The sequence below is a fragment of the Streptomyces sp. NBC_00076 genome, from assembly GCF_045041235.1.
In the GTDB taxonomy this organism is placed as follows: domain Bacteria; phylum Actinomycetota; class Actinomycetes; order Streptomycetales; family Streptomycetaceae; genus Streptomyces.
In genome coordinates this window covers 10,200,494-10,217,358 of the sequence record NZ_CP108242.1, presented here as the reverse complement: position 1 = coordinate 10,217,358, position 16,865 = coordinate 10,200,494, and the positions used below count along the sequence as shown (strand labels likewise).

The 16,865-nt window shown below is 69.9% G+C and carries 14 protein-coding genes; 8 read left to right on the top strand and 6 right to left on the bottom strand.

What is annotated here, in order from left to right; translation table 11 throughout:
• Positions 1-146: 146 nt before the first annotated feature.
• Positions 147-2,285: a glycogen debranching protein GlgX gene (glgX, locus tag OHA64_RS45555; protein WP_405623144.1), complete on the bottom strand. Its 2,139-nt coding sequence runs from the start codon at positions 2,283-2,285 to the stop codon at positions 147-149.
• On the bottom strand, positions 2,282-2,794 hold the full coding sequence (locus OHA64_RS45550; RefSeq protein WP_405623142.1) for a pep a2: 513 nt from the start codon (positions 2,792-2,794) through the stop codon (positions 2,282-2,284). The genes glgX and OHA64_RS45550 overlap by 4 nt, the downstream gene beginning before the upstream one ends.
• Positions 2,795-3,091: 297 nt before the next feature.
• Between OHA64_RS45550 and OHA64_RS45545 the strand changes: the two genes are divergently transcribed.
• From OHA64_RS45545 to OHA64_RS45515, 7 genes are all read left to right on the top strand, one after another.
• Positions 3,092-3,391 (top strand): DUF5133 domain-containing protein, encoded by a 300-nt coding sequence (locus OHA64_RS45545; protein ID WP_405624388.1) that lies wholly within the window; start codon positions 3,092-3,094, stop codon positions 3,389-3,391.
• A gap of 77 nt (positions 3,392-3,468) precedes the next feature.
• The gene (locus OHA64_RS45540) at positions 3,469-5,466 is read left to right on the top strand and encodes a maltotransferase domain-containing protein (RefSeq protein WP_405623141.1); all 1,998 of its coding nucleotides are present in this window, start codon (positions 3,469-3,471) and stop codon (positions 5,464-5,466) included.
• Positions 5,463-7,199, top strand: a complete 1,737-nt coding sequence (treS, locus tag OHA64_RS45535) for a maltose alpha-D-glucosyltransferase (RefSeq protein ID WP_405623140.1) — start codon at positions 5,463-5,465, stop codon at positions 7,197-7,199. The genes OHA64_RS45540 and treS overlap by 4 nt, the downstream gene beginning before the upstream one ends.
• A 28-nt stretch (positions 7,200-7,227) precedes the next feature.
• Positions 7,228-8,586: a maltokinase N-terminal cap-like domain-containing protein gene (locus tag OHA64_RS45530; protein ID WP_405623139.1), complete on the top strand. Its 1,359-nt coding sequence runs from the start codon at positions 7,228-7,230 to the stop codon at positions 8,584-8,586.
• A gap of 3 nt (positions 8,587-8,589) precedes the next feature.
• Positions 8,590-10,800 carry a 1,4-alpha-glucan branching enzyme gene (gene glgB, locus OHA64_RS45525; RefSeq protein WP_405623138.1) on the top strand — a complete coding sequence of 737 codons (2,211 nt, stop codon included), beginning with the start codon at positions 8,590-8,592 and terminating at the stop codon, positions 10,798-10,800.
• A gap of 114 nt (positions 10,801-10,914) precedes the next feature.
• The gene (locus OHA64_RS45520; protein WP_405623137.1) at positions 10,915-12,003 is read left to right on the top strand and encodes a glutamate--cysteine ligase; all 1,089 of its coding nucleotides are present in this window, start codon (positions 10,915-10,917) and stop codon (positions 12,001-12,003) included.
• Between the two features lie 264 nt (positions 12,004-12,267).
• Positions 12,268-14,172 (top strand): AMP-dependent synthetase/ligase, encoded by a 1,905-nt coding sequence (locus OHA64_RS45515; protein WP_405623136.1) that lies wholly within the window; start codon positions 12,268-12,270, stop codon positions 14,170-14,172.
• Positions 14,173-14,283: 111 nt separating this feature from the next.
• On the opposite strand, the gene OHA64_RS45510 is transcribed toward OHA64_RS45515, so the two are convergent.
• Positions 14,284-14,571 (bottom strand): DUF4190 domain-containing protein, encoded by a 288-nt coding sequence (locus OHA64_RS45510; RefSeq protein ID WP_405623135.1) that lies wholly within the window; start codon positions 14,569-14,571, stop codon positions 14,284-14,286.
• Positions 14,572-14,731: 160 nt separating this feature from the next.
• Positions 14,732-14,908 (bottom strand): hypothetical protein, encoded by a 177-nt coding sequence (locus tag OHA64_RS45505; RefSeq protein ID WP_107056526.1) that lies wholly within the window; start codon positions 14,906-14,908, stop codon positions 14,732-14,734.
• A gap of 206 nt (positions 14,909-15,114) precedes the next feature.
• On the opposite strand from OHA64_RS45505, the gene OHA64_RS45500 reads away from it, so the two are divergent.
• Positions 15,115-15,549, top strand: coding sequence for an ATP-binding protein (locus OHA64_RS45500; RefSeq protein WP_405623134.1), 435 nt, complete (start codon positions 15,115-15,117; stop codon positions 15,547-15,549).
• 20 nt (positions 15,550-15,569) lie between these two features.
• Here OHA64_RS45500 and OHA64_RS45495 read toward each other — a convergent pair whose 3' ends face one another.
• Positions 15,570-16,025: an ATP-binding protein gene (locus OHA64_RS45495; protein ID WP_405623133.1), complete on the bottom strand. Its 456-nt coding sequence runs from the start codon at positions 16,023-16,025 to the stop codon at positions 15,570-15,572.
• Positions 16,026-16,371: 346 nt separating this feature from the next.
• Positions 16,372-16,743 carry a PRC-barrel domain containing protein gene (locus tag OHA64_RS45490; RefSeq protein WP_405623132.1) on the bottom strand — a complete coding sequence of 124 codons (372 nt, stop codon included), beginning with the start codon at positions 16,741-16,743 and terminating at the stop codon, positions 16,372-16,374.
• Positions 16,744-16,865 lie beyond the last annotated feature (122 nt).

The window sequence follows — 16,865 nt, the reverse complement described above, 5'->3', positions numbered from 1 at the left end:
GCCTCCGGCTGAGGGAGCCGGGTCATGCGACGCCGTATCGGTGAGGCCGTGCCTCGGCTGCGGGTCCGTGTTGGCTGGTCGCGCGGTTCCCCGCGCCCCTATAGGGGCGTGATGCCCCCGCCCCCAGCCTTCCGCGCCAACCCGCCTCACCCGCGGGTGCCTGAGGGTCTTGACAGGAGTACCAGGCTGCGCGCCTCGACGGTCACCGCCGAGTCCGCCTTGTGCTCGGACTCGTCGGTGCCCTGTGTCTCGGCGGTGTCGATCAGCGTCGTCCACCGTTCGCCGTAGGTGACGTCCGGCAGCCGGAACTCCACCGGCTCCCAGTAGCCGTTGAGCAGCAGCAGGAACGAGTCGTCGACGACGGGCCGCCCGCACGGGTCGGGTTCGGCGATGGCGTCGCCGTTGAGGAAGACCCCGACCGAGTGGGCGTCGGAGCGCTGCCAGTCCTCGTCGCTCATCGCGCGCGCGTCCGGCAGCAGCCACACCAGGTCGGGCAGCGGCTGGCCCGCGTGGGTCACGGTCTCCCCGCGGAAGAAGCGGCGCCTGCGCAGCACGGGATGGACGGCGCGCAGCCCGATGAGGTGCCGGGTGAAGTCGACGAGGTCGCGCTGCTCGTCGGTCAGCCGCCAGTCGATCCAGGAGACGTCGTTGTCCTGGCAGTAGGCGTTGTTGTTGCCGCGCTGGGTACGGCCCAGTTCGTCGCCGTGGCTGAGCATCGGGATGCCCTGCGAGAGCAGCAGGGTGGCCAGGAAGTTGCGTTGCTGGCGGGCACGCAGTTCCCGGACGGCCGGGTCGTCGGTCTCGCCCTCGGCCCCGCAGTTCCAGGACCGGTTGTGGCTCTCGCCGTCCCGGTTGCCCTCGCCGTTGGCCTCGTTGTGCTTCTCGTCGTACGACACCAGGTCACGCAGGGTGAATCCGTCGTGCGCGGTGACGAAGTTGACGCTGGCACGAGGACGGCGCCCAGTGTGCTGGTAGAGGTCGGAGGAGCCGGTCAGCCGGGAGGCGAACTCGGCGAGCGTGTGCTCGCCGCCCCGCCAGAAGTCCCGTACGGCGTCCCGGTACTTGCCGTTCCACTCCGACCACAGTGGCGGGAAGTTGCCCACCTGGTACCCGCCCTCCCCCACGTCCCACGGCTCGGCGATCAGCTTGACGCGACTGATCACCGGGTCCTGCTGGATCAGGTCGAAGAACGCCGACAGCCGGTCCACCTCGTGGAACTGCCGGGCCAGCGTGGCCGCGAGGTCGAAGCGGAAGCCGTCCACGTGCATCTCGGTGACCCAGTACCGCAGGGAGTCCATGATCAGCTGAAGGACGTAGGGGTGCCGCATCAGCAGGCTGTTGCCGGTGCCGGTGGTGTCGTAGTAGTGCCCCCAGTCGCCGTCCACCAGGCGGTAGTACGAGGCGTTGTCGATGCCCCGGAAGGAGAGCGTGGGGCCCTTCTCGTTGCCCTCCGCGGTGTGGTTGTAGACGACGTCCAGGATCACTTCGAGGCCGGCCGCGTGCAGAGCCTTCACCATCGTCTTGAACTCGGTGACCTGCTGGCCGCGGGTGCCCTGCGCGGCGTAGGCGTTGTGCGGCGCGAAGAAGCCGATCGTGTTGTAGCCCCAGTAGTTGGACAGGCCGCGGTCCGTGAGCACGCCGTCCTGCACGAACTGGTGGACCGGCATCAGCTCGACGGCGGTCACCCCGAGCGAGGTCAGGTGCTCGACGACCGACGGGTGGGCCAGACCGGCGTAGGTGCCGCGGAGGTCGGGCGGGACGTCGGGGTGGGTTGCGGTGATGCCGCGGACATGGGCCTCGTAGATCACACTGTCGGCGTACGGCCGTCCGAGTGGCTGATCGTCGCCCCAGTCGAAGGCCTGGTCGGTGACCACGCCGAGCATGGTGTGCCCGGCGCTGTCGGACCGGGACGGACCGTCCGCGCGCTCGAAGAGGGAGGCGTGGTTGTCCACCTGACCGTCCACCGCCTGGGCGTACGGGTCCAGGAGGAGCTTGGCCGGATTGCAGCGGTTGCCGAGGGGCGGCTGCCAGGGGCCGTGCACCCGATAGCCGTAGCGCTGCCCCGGTCCGATCCCGGGCAGGTAGCAGTGCCACACGAACCCGTCGACCTCGGCCATCGGGACCTGCCGGTGGCCACCGTCGTCGTCGACGAGGACCAGGTCGACGCGCTCGGCGACCTCGCTGAACAACGCGAAGTTGGTGCCCTTGCCGTCGTGAGCGGCACCCAACGGGTAGGGGTGCCCGCTCCAGGCGGGCACCCCTTTCCGGCGTGGTCTCGCGGTCACAGGGCGTTCTCCAGGACGCCGTCCGGAGTGCTGACCGGTCCGGCCAGGGCCGCGACCCGGACCTCTCGCGGTACCTGGAGAACCTCACGCAGATCGGGCTCGGGCGCGGTGGCCACCAGCGGGACGCGTTCGCCGGCGCGGGCTCGCTGGGAGAACCAGATGACCTTGCTGCCGGTGCCGGTGGCGCAGCAGCCCCAACCGTCGCTCATCGCGGCGATGTGCTCGAGACAGCCGCGCAGGTCCTGGTCGGGGCGCAGGTCACAGTCGTTCTCACTGATGGCGGTGATGAGGTGCTGGCCGTTCCACCACATCTCGATCGACGTGTTCTTGTCGGTGGCGTGCTCGTCTATGGCCCTCAGCAGCAGTTCTGTGCCTCGACAGACGGGCTCGACCAGGGGCTCAAGGTCCCAATGGCGGAGATGGGCGGCCAGGATGCGCCCGACCTGTCCGACGCGTTCCGGGCTGACCTCGAGGTCGAGGTGGTAGTAGCAGGGCACTGCGGTGTTCATCGTCGTTGGCTCCTCACCGGCGAAGCTCTCGCTTCGCCTCGTCCCCTGCGGGGCCGGGCCCCGGACACGAAGCGTGAGCACTGATCGCTTCTGAGTCATCTCAAGCGTCGGCGTGCTACGCCATTCGTGCAACACGAGCACCCGACCGAGGTGATTGAAGATCCAACAAGACGTTGAGTCACAACGCATGCACCATGTGTGAAGACCTCGATGTCCGCAACGGATCCGCGCGTGTCCGCGCACGGCCGCCCGACGGTCGGGAGACGCGCCATCGAGCCCGGGAAGGTGAACGGCACCATGCTGCTACCGGCCAAAACCGAAGTGGCCCGGCATCTGCGGCGCTACCGGGCGTGGGAACGCAGGATGCTCGCGGCCCCCGCCGACTGCCGGATCCGGTCCACCTTCGAGGACTCGGGCTACACCCTCTGCGTGCTGATGGGGAAGCGATGCGCACGCGAGGCCGCGGACGCCGCGGAACGCTATCTGCGGTCCACGCTCGTCGCCTACCTCCGGGAGGAGAGCGAGCGACCCGGTCCGCGACCGGTGGCCAGACGGGGCCCACCGGTATCGAGTCGGCGGTCTCCCGCCGGAAGGTAGACACCTTCCGGCGCAGCTTCGTTCCCCCTGCCCGGGCCATGCGCCCGGCCCAGTCGAGCACGGTGGAGGTGTCACATATGAGTTCGCTCCCGGCCATCGGCCGCATTCCCGTCCGGGACGTCAGGCCTGCCGTGGACTGCGGCAGGCGGCCGGCGAAGGCGGTTGTCGGCGAGACGTTCGAAGTCACCGCGACCGTGTTCCGCGAGGGTCATGACGCGGTCTCCGCCAATGTCGTCCTGACGGACCCCGAAGGCCGGCACGGCCCGTGGACGCCGATGCGGGAGCTGACCCCCGGTTCCGACCGCTGGGGCGCCGAGGTCACCCCGGACGTCGCGGGCCACTGGACCTACCGCGTCGAAGCGTGGAGCGATCCGCTGTCCACCTGGCGGCGCACGGCCCGCATCAAGGTTCCGGCCGGCATCGACTGCGGGCTGGTCCTGGAGGAGGGCGCCGACCTGCACGAACGGGCGGCGGCCGGAGTGCCGCGGGGGCCGGGGCAGGCCGCTCTGCCGACCGCGGTGGAGGTCCTGCGCGACGACTCGCTGCCGGTCGCGACCCGGTTGGCCGCGGCGTTGACGCCGGAGGTGGACGCGGTCCTGGCCCGGTATCCGCTGCGGGAACTGGTCACCGCCTCGGACCCGCTGCCGCTGCTGGTCGAGCGGGAGAGGGCCCTGTACGGCGCCTGGTACGAGTTCTTCCCCCGTTCCGAGGGCACCGCGCAGCAGCCGCACGGCACCTTCCGCACCGCCGCCCGGCGGCTGCCCGCGATCGCCGGGATGGGCTTCGACGTGGTCTACCTGCCGCCGATCCATCCGATCGGGCACACCTTCCGCAAGGGCCGCAACAACTCCCTGTCTCCCGGTCCCGACGACGTCGGCGTGCCGTGGGCGATCGGCTCCCCCGAGGGCGGTCACGACGCCGTCCACCCGGACCTGGGCACCCTCGAGGACTTCGAGTGGTTCGTGGAGCAGGCCGGGCAGCAGGGCCTGGAGGTGGCCCTCGACTTCGCCCTGCAGTGCTCGCCCGACCACCCCTGGGTGCAGAAACATCCGGAGTGGTTCCACCACCGGCCGGACGGGACGATCGCCTACGCGGAGAACCCGCCCAAGAAGTACCAGGACATCTACCCCGTCGCCTTCGACGCGGACCTGGACGGCCTCATCGCGGAGACGGTGCGGGTGCTGCGGCACTGGATGGCGCACGGGGTGCGGATCTTCAGGGTCGACAACCCGCACACCAAGCCGGTGGTGTTCTGGGAACGGGTGATCGCGGACGTCAACCGCACCGACCCCGACGTGATCTTCCTGGCCGAGGCGTTCACCCGCCCGGCGATGATGCACACGCTGGCCCAGATCGGCTTCCAGCAGTCGTACACCTACTTCACCTGGCGTACCACCAAGGACGAGCTGACCGAGTACCTGACCGAGCTGTCGGGCGAGGCGGCCTCGTACATGCGGCCCAACTTCTTCGCCAACACCCCCGACATCCTGCACGGGTACCTCCAGCACGGCGGCCGGCCCGCCTTCGAGGTCCGCGCGGTCCTCGCCGCCACCCTCTCCCCCACCTGGGGCATCTACAGCGGCTACGAACTGTGCGAGAACACCCCCCTCAAAGCGGGCAGCGAGGAATACCTCGACTCCGAGAAGTACCAGCTCAAACCCCGCGACTGGGAGGCGGCCGAACACGAAGGACGCAGCCTCAGCCCCCTGATCACCCGACTCAACACCATCCGGCGCCGGCACCCCGCACTGCACCGGCTCAGGAACATCCACTTCCACCACACCGACAACGACGCCCTGATCGCCTACAGCAAGCGGACCGGCCAGGACACGGTTCTGGTGGTCGTCAATCTCGATCCGCACCACGCCCAGGAGGCCACGGTCTCGTTGGACATGCCGCGGCTCGGCCTGGAACGGCACGAGTCCGTGTCCGTGCACGACGAACTGGCGGGTGAGGTCTATCGCTGGAGCAGGAGCAACTATGTGCGGCTGGAGCCCGGTCGGGCGCCCGCGCACGTGTTCCACGTCCAGCGAACGGCCGCCTCGCCACAGATCGGAGGGTCCCCCGCGTCATGACCGTCAACGAGCCCGTCCAGGACACCTTCGAGGACACTCCCGCCAAGGACCGGGACCCCGAGTGGTTCAAGCGCGCCGTCTTCTACGAGGTCCTCGTCCGCTCCTTCCAGGACAGCAACGGCGACGGCGTCGGCGACCTCAAGGGCCTCACGGCCAAGCTCGACTATCTGCAGTGGCTCGGGGTCGACTGTCTGTGGCTGCCGCCGTTCTTCAAGTCACCCCTGAGGGACGGCGGCTACGACGTCTCGGACTACACCGCCGTACTTCCGGAGTTCGGTGACCTCGCCGACTTCGTGGAGTTCGTGGACGCCGCCCACCACCGCGGCATGCGCGTCATCATCGACTTCGTCATGAACCACACCAGCGACCAGCACCCGTGGTTCCAGGAGTCCCGCACCAACCCCGACGGCCCCTACGGCGACTACTACATGTGGGCCGACGACGACAAGCAGTACCAGGACGCCCGGATCATCTTCGTCGACACCGAGGCCTCCAACTGGACCTTCGACCCCGTCCGGCAGCAGTACTTCTTCCACCGCTTCTTCTCCCACCAGCCGGACCTCAACTACGAGAACCCGGCGGTCCAGGAGGAGATCCTGGCCGCCCTCCGGTTCTGGCTGGACCTGGGCATCGACGGCTTCCGCCTCGACGCGGTCCCCTACCTCTACGCGGAGGAGGGCACCGACTGCGAGAACCTGCCCGCCACGCACGAGTTCCTCCGGCGGGTCCGCAAAGACATCGACACGATGTATCCGGACACGGTGCTGCTGGCGGAGGCGAACCAGTGGCCGGAGGACGTCGTCGACTACTTCGGCGACTACGCCGGCGGCGGCGACGAATGCCACATGGCGTTCCACTTCCCGGTCATGCCCCGCATCTTCATGGCCGTGCGACGGGAATCCAGGTATCCCGTCTCGGAAATCCTCGCCAAGACGCCCGCGATCCCGTCGAACTGCCAGTGGGGCATCTTCCTGCGCAACCACGACGAGCTGACCCTCGAAATGGTCACCGACGAGGAACGCGACTACATGTGGGCGGAGTACGCCAAAGACCCCCGCATGCGCGCCAACATCGGCATCCGCCGGCGCCTCGCCCCCCTCCTCGACAACGACCGCGACACCATCGAGCTGTTCACCGCCCTGCTGCTGTCCCTGCCGGGCTCGCCGATCCTCTACTACGGCGACGAGATCGGCATGGGCGACAACATCTGGCTCGGTGACCGGGACGCCGTACGGACCCCGATGCAGTGGACCCCCGACCGCAACGCCGGCTTCTCGACGGCCGACCCCGGACGGCTCTGTCTGCCGACCATCATGGACCCGGTCTACGGCCACCAGGTCACCAACGTCGAGGCGGCGATGGCCTCGCCGTCCTCGCTGCTGCACTGGACCCGCCGCATGATCGAGATCCGCAAGCAGAACCCCGCCTTCGGCCTCGGCTCCTTCACCGAGCTCCAGTCCTCCAACCCGGCGGTGCTGGCCTTCCTGCGGGAGGCCCCCTCGACCGAGGACAACGGGGACGACCTGGTCCTGTGCGTGAACAACTTCTCCCGGTTCGCGCAGCCGACCGAGCTCGATCTGCGGGAGTTCTCCGGCCGACACCCGGTCGAGCTGTTCGGCGGCGTCCGTTTCCCGGCCATCGGAGAACTGCCGTATCTGCTGACCCTCGGCGGCCACGGCTTCTACTGGTTCAGGCTCTCCCGAGTGGCATCCCGCATCGGTCGACGACTTTGAGCGTGTGCCGACGAAAGGAAGGGTCACCATGCCGAAGACCGCATTCCTCGGCCCCGGACATACGGTCGTCGCCGACCCGATGCTGTCGCTCGGCGACCTGCTGCGGGAGTGGCTGCCCCGGCAGCGCTGGTTCGCGGGCAAGGACCAGCCCGTCACGGAACTCGGTCTGCTGTCGATGACCGAACTGTTCCCGGGCTGTCTGCACCTGCTGGTGCACACCGGTCGCTCGGCGGCGCCGATCCCCGGCGGCGCCCCCGACGGCGACTGCTACCAACTGCTGCTCGGCATACGCAAGCACCTGTCGCCGCGTCTGGGCCGGGCACTCATCGGCCGGGCGGAGCAGGGGCCGTTCGCCGATCTGACGGTCTACGACGCACTGCACGACCCCCGGTCGGCGCAGCTGCTCCTGGAAAGGCTGCGGCACCCGGGGTCCGCCGGTCCGCTGCGCTTCGAGGGCGACCCGTCCGTGCCGGTGCCGGGCGGGCTGCCGCCGCGGCTGCTGGACGCCGAGCAGTCCAACTCCTCGCTGGTGTACGGCGACGAGTTCATCCTGAAGCTTTTCAGACGCGTCCAGCCCGGGATCAACCCCGATCTGGAGGTGCCGGGCGCGCTGGCCGGTCAGGGCTGCCGCCGGGTGCCCGCCCCGGTGGCCTGGTTCCGGACCACGCATCCGCAGGAGGCCACGCTGGGGGTGCTGCAGCCGTACCTGCGGGACGCCTCCGACGGCTGGGCGCTGGCCCTGCGGGCGCTGGCCACCGGTGACGACTTCACCGTGCAGGCGCACCAGCTGGGGCAGGCCACGGCGGAGGTGCACCTCGCGCTGGCCTCGGCCTTTCCGACCGGTGCCCACGACGAGAGCGGCCGGACGGCGGCGGCGATGACCGAGCGGCTGGACGCCGCCGCGCACTGTGTCCCGGCCCTCAAGCCGTTCGTCCCCGGGCTGCGAGGCGCCTTCGGCGCGCTGGTCGCCTGCGACCCTGGCCCGCCGGCCCAGCGCATCCACGGCGATCTGCATCTGGGGCAGGTGCTGCGGGCCGGTCGCGAGTGGTTCGTGATCGACTTCGAGGGCGAGCCGTCCCGCCCGCTCGCCGAGCGGCGCGGCGTCCAGTCCCCGGTGCGGGACATCGCCGGGATGCTGCGCTCCTTCGACTACGCGGCCCGCCAGCGACGCCCGTGGCGTCCGGAGTGGGCGCGTCGTTGCCGGGAGGCGTTCTGCGCGGGCTACGCCGGCCGCGCCGGATGGGATCCGCGCAAGAAACACGGACTGCTGCGTGCCTATGAGACCGACCGAGCTGTGTACGAAGTCCTTTACGAAGCCAGGCACCGCCCGAACTGGCTCCCGGTACCCATGGCGGCGATCGAACGTCTCGCCGTGAGAGGAGACTGACCCGTGGCCCTGCGCGACGACACCTCGCTGCCCGAGCCGTCCGGACCCGCCCGATGCGGTACGGCCCCACCCCTCGACCCCGCCGAACGCGGGCGTCTGCTGTCGGGCGCCCATCACGACCCGCACGCGCTGCTGGGCGCCCACCCCGTCCCGGGCGGGATCGTCTTCCGGGCACTGCGCCCGTTCGCCCGCTCGGTGAGCGTCGTCATCGACGGCGAGCGCAGCGGGCTGGCCTCGGAGGGCGACGGGCTCTTCGCCGGCGTCCTGCCGCTCGACGCGATCCCCGCGTACACACTGCTGGTGGCGTACGCGGACGAGGAGCAGGAGGTGCACGACCCGTACCGGTTCCTGCCCGCCCTCGGCGAGACCGACCTCCACCTCATTCGTGAGGGCCGGCACGAGCAGCTGTGGAAGGCGCTGGGTGCCGAGCCGATGAACCACGAGGGCGTCGCCGGAACCCGGTTCACGGTGTGGGCGCCGAACGCGCGAGGCGTGCGGGTCGCGGGCGAGTTCACGTTCTGGGACGGGCAGGCGTTCCCGATGCGGTCCCTCGGTTCGTCCGGTGTGTGGGAACTCTTCCTGCCCGGCATCGGCGAGGGGGCGGGGTACAAGTTCGAGATCACCTCCCGGTACGGCGGCCGGTTCCTGAAGGCGGACCCGATGGCCCGCCGCACCGAGACGCCGCCCGACACGGCGTCCATCGTGACCTCGTCGCACTACGAGTGGAGTGACCGGGAGTGGATGGCCCGGCGTGGCGATGTCCCCGTGCACGAGGCACCGTTCTCGGTGTACGAGATCCATCTAGCGTCCTGGCGACCCGGACTGACGTATCGTCAGCTCGCCGAGGAGCTGCCGGCGTACGTGAAGGACCTGGGCTTCACCCATGTGGAGCTGATGCCGGTCGCCGAGCATCCCTTCGGCGGGTCCTGGGGCTACCAGGTCACCGGCTTCTACGCCCCCACCGCCCGGCTCGGCACCCCCGACGACTTCAGGTACCTCGTCGACGCCCTGCACCGGGCCGGAATCGGCGTGATCATGGACTGGGTGCCGGCGCACTTCCCCAAGGACGACTGGGCGCTGGCCCGGTTCGACGGGGACCCACTGTACGAGCCGGGAGACGACCGGCGGGCGGAGCATCCGGACTGGGGGACCTACGAGTTCGACTTCGGTCGGGTCGAGGTGCGCAACTTCCTGGTCGCCAACGCCGTGTACTGGTGCGAGGAGTTCCACATCGACGGCCTGCGGGTGGACGCCGTCGCCTCCATGCTCTACCTCGACTACTCGCGTGACTCGGGACAGTGGACGCCCAATGTGTTCGGCGGCCGCGAGGACCTGGACGCCATGGCGTTCCTCCAGGAGATGAACGCGACCGTGTACCGGCGGGCCCCTGGGGTGGTGACGATCGCCGAGGAGTCCACGGCGTGGGGCGGGGTGACCCGGCCGACCGACAGCGGCGGTCTGGGATTCGGACTGAAGTGGAACATGGGCTGGATGCACGACTCTCTGCAGTACATCGGCAAGGAGCCGGTGCACCGCAAGTACCACCACAACGAGATGACCTTCTCGATGGTGTACGCCTACAGCGAGAACTTCGTCCTGCCCATCTCGCACGACGAGGTCGTCCACGGCAAGCAGGCCCTCGTGTCGAAGATGCCGGGCGACTGGTGGCAGCGGCGCGCCACCCACCGTGCCTACCTGGGCTTCATGTGGGCCCACCCCGGCAAACAACTCCTCTTCATGGGCCAGGAGTTCGCACAGGGCGCGGAGTGGTCCGAGGCACACGGGCCGGAGTGGTGGCTGCTGGACCCGGCGTACGGGGCGGAGGCCGACCACCGCGGCGTCCGTGACCTGGTCCGCGACCTCAACACCGTCTACCTGCACACCCCGGCACTGTGGCAGCGCGACACCGACCCGTCCGGATTCCGGTGGGTCGTGGGGGACGCCGCCGAGGACAACGTCTTCGCCTTCCTGAGGTTCGACGCCGAGGGCTCCCCCCTGCTGGCTGTCTCCAATTTCTCCCCCGTGGTGCGCCACGACTACCGGCTGGCCGTCCCGGACGACGTCGACGCCTGGTACGAGGTCCTCAACACCGACGCCGGCCGGTACGGCGGTGGCGACGTCACCCACCCCGAGCCGCTCAAGCCCGAGGACGGCGCCGTCCGGCTGACCCTGCCGCCCCTCGCGACGGTCTGGCTGACATCGCACTCCTTGTAGGGCCCGTACGGCGACGGAAGGTGTTCGGACGGCTCCGGAGGGGCAGTCGGGGTCGTACGGCCGGGCCAGGCTGGTCGTCACCGCCGCCGAGAGACCAGAGAAGGGGTGCATCACGTGCGCACCGTCGGAGTGGAGGAGGAACTCCTCCTGGTCGACCCGGAGACGGGCGAACCGCAGGCGATGTCCTCCGCGGTCCTCGCCAGTGCCGCACAGGACGGCCCCGATCAGGACGTCTTCGAGAAGGAACTGCACAACCAGATGCTCGAGTTCGCGACGCATCCGCAGTCCGGCATGGAGGAGCTGCGCACGGAGATCGTCCGCTGCCGCAAGGAGGCGGCCCGGCACGCCGGGGGGAGCGGCTGTGCCGTCGCCGCGCTGGCCACGTCACCACTGCCCGTCAGCCCCTCCGTGGCCACGGGCCGCAGGTACCAGTGGATGGCGGAGCAGTACGGGATCGCCACCCAGGAACAGATGGTCATGGGCTGTCATGTGCATGTGTCCGTGGAGTCCGACGAGGAGGGCGTCGCCGTCATCGACCGTATCCAGCCCTGGCTGTCGGTGCTGTCCGCGCTGAGTGCCAACTCCCCTTTCTGGCAGGGCCAGGACACGCTCTACAGCAGCTATCGGAGCCGGGTGTGGCAGCGGTGGCCGTCGGCCGGTCCGACCGAACCCTTCCGGTCGGCCGAGCGCTATCACCGCAGGGTCTCGGAGATGGTGGCCACGGGGGTGATCCTCGACGAGGGCATGATCTACTTCGACGCCCGGCTCTCCCGGAACTACCCGACCGTGGAGATCCGGGTGTCGGACGTCTGCCTGCGGGCCGAAACCGCGGTTCTCGTCGCCACCCTCACGCGCGGGCTCGTCGAGACCGCCGCACGACAGTGGCGGGCGGGCGTGGACCCCGCCGGGCACAGCGTGAGCCTGCTGCGGCTGGCCTCCTGGCGTGCCGCGCGCTCCGGCCTCAACGAGGAGTTGCTGCACCCCGCGACCATGCGGCGGATGCCCGCGGAGACGGTGGTCCGGGCGCTGCTGGAGCATGTCGAGGACGCCCTCGCCGACAGCGGGGACCTGGACCGGGCCCGCGAGACCTGCGCCGAGCTGCTGCGCGGGCGCAACGGCGACCGGATGCAGCGTGAACTGCTGGAAGAGACCGGGAGCCTGAGGGACGTCGTCACCGAATGCGTGCGCCAGACCCAGGGGTGAGCCCCGCCCCTGGCAAGCTGCTCTCGGCCTGCGGAGGCTCCCCCGGCACATCGTCGGCGCCCGGTTTTGGACCTGTGGTGCGCTCGGGCCCGGGATCGCGGTTCGTGTGACTCATGCGCTTCGAGTCCTCGGACTCGGCCGGATCACCGACGCCGGGCCAGTTGTCGAATCCCGGCACCCCGCGCGGTCACCTCGGCTACATTCGAGCACCGCAGATGACCGTGCTCGTCGGCGGAGTCACACCCCGTACACGTCAGGATCAGCATGCGCGACGTCGCTCCCCCGCCCCCCACCGCCCCACCCGCGCCCGGCGGCCTCGCCGACAGCGTCTTCGACACGGCGGCCGTCCAACCGACCCGGCCGGTGCTGGCGCGCCGGCCCGACGCCGCCTCCTCCGGCTGGGACGAGGTGACCGCCGCAGAGCTGCGGGACGAGGTCGTCGGCGTGGCCAAGGGGCTGATCGCGTCCGGGATCTCGCCGGGGCATCGCGTCGCGATCATGGCGCGCACCCGGTACGAGTGGACGGTCGTCTGCTACGCGCTGTGGGCCGTGGGCGCCGAGGTCGTGCCGATCTATCCGACTTCCTCGCGCGACCAGGTCGAGTGGATCCTCCGGGACGCGGCCTGCGTCGCCGTACTCGTCGAGGACGAGCAGGCGGTGATGACGGTGGGATCGGTGTGCGCGTCCCTGCCCCGGCTGCGGCACGTCTGGCAGCTGGACTCGGGGGCGCTGGAGGAGCTGGCGGCGCGGGGCGAGTTCATCCCGCTGGCCACGGTCGACTCGTTGCGCCGCATCGTGCTGCCGGACTCCACCGCGGTCGTCGCCTACACCTCCGGCACATCGGGCCGTCCGCTGGGCTGCGCGCTCAGCCACCGCGGTCTCGCGAGCGTCTGCGACACCCTGCTGGCGGGCTGGGGCCGGACGACCGCCCCATCCGGGGAGCAGGGCTCGGTGCTGGCCTTCCTGCCGTTCTCCCATGTGTACGGCCTCATGATCCAGGCGCTGTGCCTGCGCGGTGGCCTGCTGATGGGGCACGAGCCCGAGCTGAGCGGGGCGGCGCTGGCGACGGCGCTGCAGTCGTTCCGCCCGACCTACTTCTACGCCGTGCCGTCGGTCTTCGAGAAGATCTACAAGAACTTCCTGCGCACGGCCCAGCAGTCGGGCCGCGGCGCGCTCTTCGAGCGGGCCGCGGAGACGGCCCGGGACTTCGCCGCGGCGTGCGAGCGGCAGCGGCTCGGCGAGGGGCCGGGCCCCGGCTTCGACCTTCGGCTCCAGCACGCCCTGTACGAGCGGACCGTGTACCGCAGACTGCGTGGCGCGCTCGGCGGCCGGGCACGACGTGCCACCTCGGGCGGCTCACCCCTGAACCGGGACCTCTCGCTGTTCTACGAGGGCATCGGCATCTACGTCCACGACGGGTACGGCCTCACCGAGACCAGTGGCGGGATCACGATGCAGCCGCTGGGCCGGGAGAAGTCCGGGACCGTCGGGCAGGCCCTGCCGGGCACCGACATCCGGGTCGCGGAGGACGGGGAGATCCTGGTGCGCGGGCCGTCGATGTTCCAGGGCTACGTGGGCGACGCGCCGGCGTCCCGCGCCGCGCTGCACGGCGGCTGGCTGGCCACCGGGGACATCGGGCGGCTGGATCCCGAGGGCTATCTGACGATCACCGGCCGCAAGAAGGACGTCATCATCACCAGCGGCGGCAAGACCGTCGCCCCGGCCGCGCTGGAGCACCGGCTGCGGATGCACCCGCTGATCCACCAGGCGGTCGTCGTGGGCGACAACCGCCCCTGCGTGGGGGCGCTGATCACGCTGGACCCGGACTTCCTCGCGCACTGGCGGGCGGCCCTGACCCTGCAGAGCGACACGCCGAGCCGGGAGGCCCGGGAGGAGAACGCGCTGCGGGAGGAGATCGCGCGGGCGGTGGCGGCGGCCAACAGCGCGGTGTCGCGGCCGGAGTCCATCCGGGTCTTCCGGGTGCTCCCGGAGCCCTTCGACGTGGCCAGCGGGTTACTGACACCGTCGATGAAGCTGCGCCGCGACCTCATCGTGCGGACGTACGCGTTCGAGATCGACGCGATGTACCAGGCGCGCTCACGGGCCGGTCGTGTCCGTGTCCCGGACGAGTCGTCGGCCTGGGACGACGCGGACAACGTGTTCCGCTGAGGGCGGGCCGGTGGCGCGGTGGGCGCGTGCGGCCTTCTCTCGCCGGACCCGACGAAGGGCGCATGCCCGTACTGCGGCATGCGCCCTTTTGGCCGGGACGACGGCTGGGGGTCAGCCGCCGACGTACCAGGTGAAGCCGCCGTTCGACGCGGCCAGCGCGAGCAGGACCCCGAAGACGACCAGGTCGAGGATGCCGAGAACGATGCCGGCCTTGGCCATGCCCGCCCCGCCCTTGGCCCCTGCCTGACGCAGTCCCACGGCGCCCAGCACGATCGCCACCGGGCCGAGAACCACGTTGAAGAAGAGCAGTCCGATAATTCCGCAGATGAGGCTCGCGACAGCCAGACCATTGGTGCGTGACCTGGAGGACGCGGCAGGGGAACTGCCGTAACTCGTCATCACATTCTCCCACTGTCCGGTGTTTCCGGTGTTTGGATTACCGTCCGAGTTCCCTTCAACACGCCTTGCACACCGGCGAGTTGCCCTGAAGCACAGGAGCGTGATTTCCTGCCGGGGAAAACCAGCCCACGCACAATTCCGAAATTCCTGGTTCCGCTTTTCAGCGCCTGCGGCCGCGTGCCGCCCAGGAAGTGCCCACCCCGGCGAGGTGCAGGGCCAGCACGGTGAGGCCGAGAAGCATGACGTTCGTCGACGTGAAGACGTCGTTGGTCGAGATCTCGGCCGCGTTGATCAGGAACGCGATGAAGAACAGTACTGCCGCTGCTATGGCGAGCACGGGTCACCCTCCGTTCGTCGTGTCCTACGAGGTCTTTCCGCGTCCCTCTGCCCCGGATCCGCGGCGACAGGCTCCCGACGGCGGTACCTGGTTCGCGAGTCTGATCGCGTCGGCGCGCGTAGGCTCCGTCCGCCTGGGAACTAGCAAACGGTGGGGGCGCAAGGGGAAGGACTACAGCCCTGCAGACGCCGGGCCGGGAAGGCGAGATGGCAAGCGAGCCGCATAGGGACGACACACTGGCTTCCAAGGAGATCCCGAGCCGCAGCAGCCGCTTCTCGGGCGAGCTGCGCAATGTGACGGGCGCACGCCTCGAAGCGGAGAAATTCCTCTCCGATCTGGCACGTACCGCGCCGCCGGCTACTCCGGAGTACTGGGACGACATTCTCCTTGTGGTCACGGAGCTGGCCGCCAACGCGGTCCAGTACGCGCCGGGTCCTTTCGAGCTGTCCATGCGCCGGACCTTCGACGGCGTTCACGTGGTCATGCAGGACACGAACACGACGCCTCCGGCGCCCCGCCCCTTCCACCCCAGTCAGGGTGGGGGCGGTATCGGATGGCATCTGATCCACACGCTGTGCGACCAGGTCAGCGTCGTCACCAGTGAGCGCGGCAAGGAGATCCACGTCTTCCTTCCCTGGTGAGACGTCTGGTGAGACGTCTCTCAGCCGGACACCTCGCGCAACGGCACGAACACGCTGATCGTCTTGCCGCCCTCGGGCCGCATCTCGACGCCGATCTCACGGGCGAGACGAATGATCAATGGCCAGCCATAGCCGTTGCCATGGTGCCCGACGGGCAGGGCGCCAGATCCATAGGCCACGTCGGGCACCGTCGCACTGTGGTCGTGGACGGCCAGCCGGACTCCTTCGGCCGTGGGCGAGACGTCGAACCCGGCCAGTCCGTCACCGTGCCGGATGGCGTTCGTGACCAGTTCCGACACGACCAGCTGCAGGTCGATGAGGTCCTCCTCCCGCACGGTGCGGGACTGCGCGCCCCACTGCTCGCGAACCACCGACTGCGCGTACGCGCGTGCCGCAGCGGCGGTCGCCACCCTGGGCGCCGTCCGGGTCTCGGTCAGGGTGCGGTCCGCCGCCGTCACGGCTTCGTCGGGCCTCACGGCTTCGTCACTGCCCGAAGCGCCTCCGTCACGCTCTCGGTCACGGTCTCGACCTCGTCGGCCTGGTCGAAGAACCCTGCCGTTCCTGTCACCTCGATCAGCCTTTCCCGTTCTCGTCGCCCGCCTCCGCCACCACCGCGAGCCTCACCGTTCGTCCAGTGGGCCCGCCGGGCGTGCGGCCCGTGCGGCCGGTCGAAGTCCGCGCGGCCGTCGACCGCACCAATCCGGTCGACGGCCGCGCGGAGAGCCTCGGCGGGGCACGCTCGTGACGCGGGCTCCCGCTCGGGGCATCGGCTTCTCCCGCCCGATGCCGGTGTGCGCTCTGTACGGCCTTCGGCCGTCCCGGTCAGGTGGTGGTCGTCTCGCGCGGCGGCAGCCGGTGGTAGTAGTCGCCGACGCTCGTCAGATAGGCCGCGTCCATGGTCTCGCTGTCCGTCCGGAACCGGGGCGCCGCCTTCACCTCGCCCCGCGTGCACGACAGGGATATCTTCCGGCCCTCGGTGTCGACACCCGTCACGACGCCGACCGGGACCAGGGCGCTTCGGCCGAAGACCCACACCCCGGTGTCCACGACCAGGTGCCGCATTCCGAAGTGGTCGGCCTGTCGGTCCACGTGACCGATCGTGCCGTCGGTCGCCGCCACGGTGTAGCCCGTGAGCTCCTGTCCCTCCGCGTAACCGCTGTCCGGTGAGTACGACCAGATTCCGTCGATGACCACACCGCTCCTTCCTCCCCGAGCCGATGACGGGTGCCGATGACGGGTCATGAGCCCGCGTGCGGACGGCCTGCCCGCCCGCTCCACAGCAGCAATTACCCTCCAGCCGCGCTCGCATTCTGAGC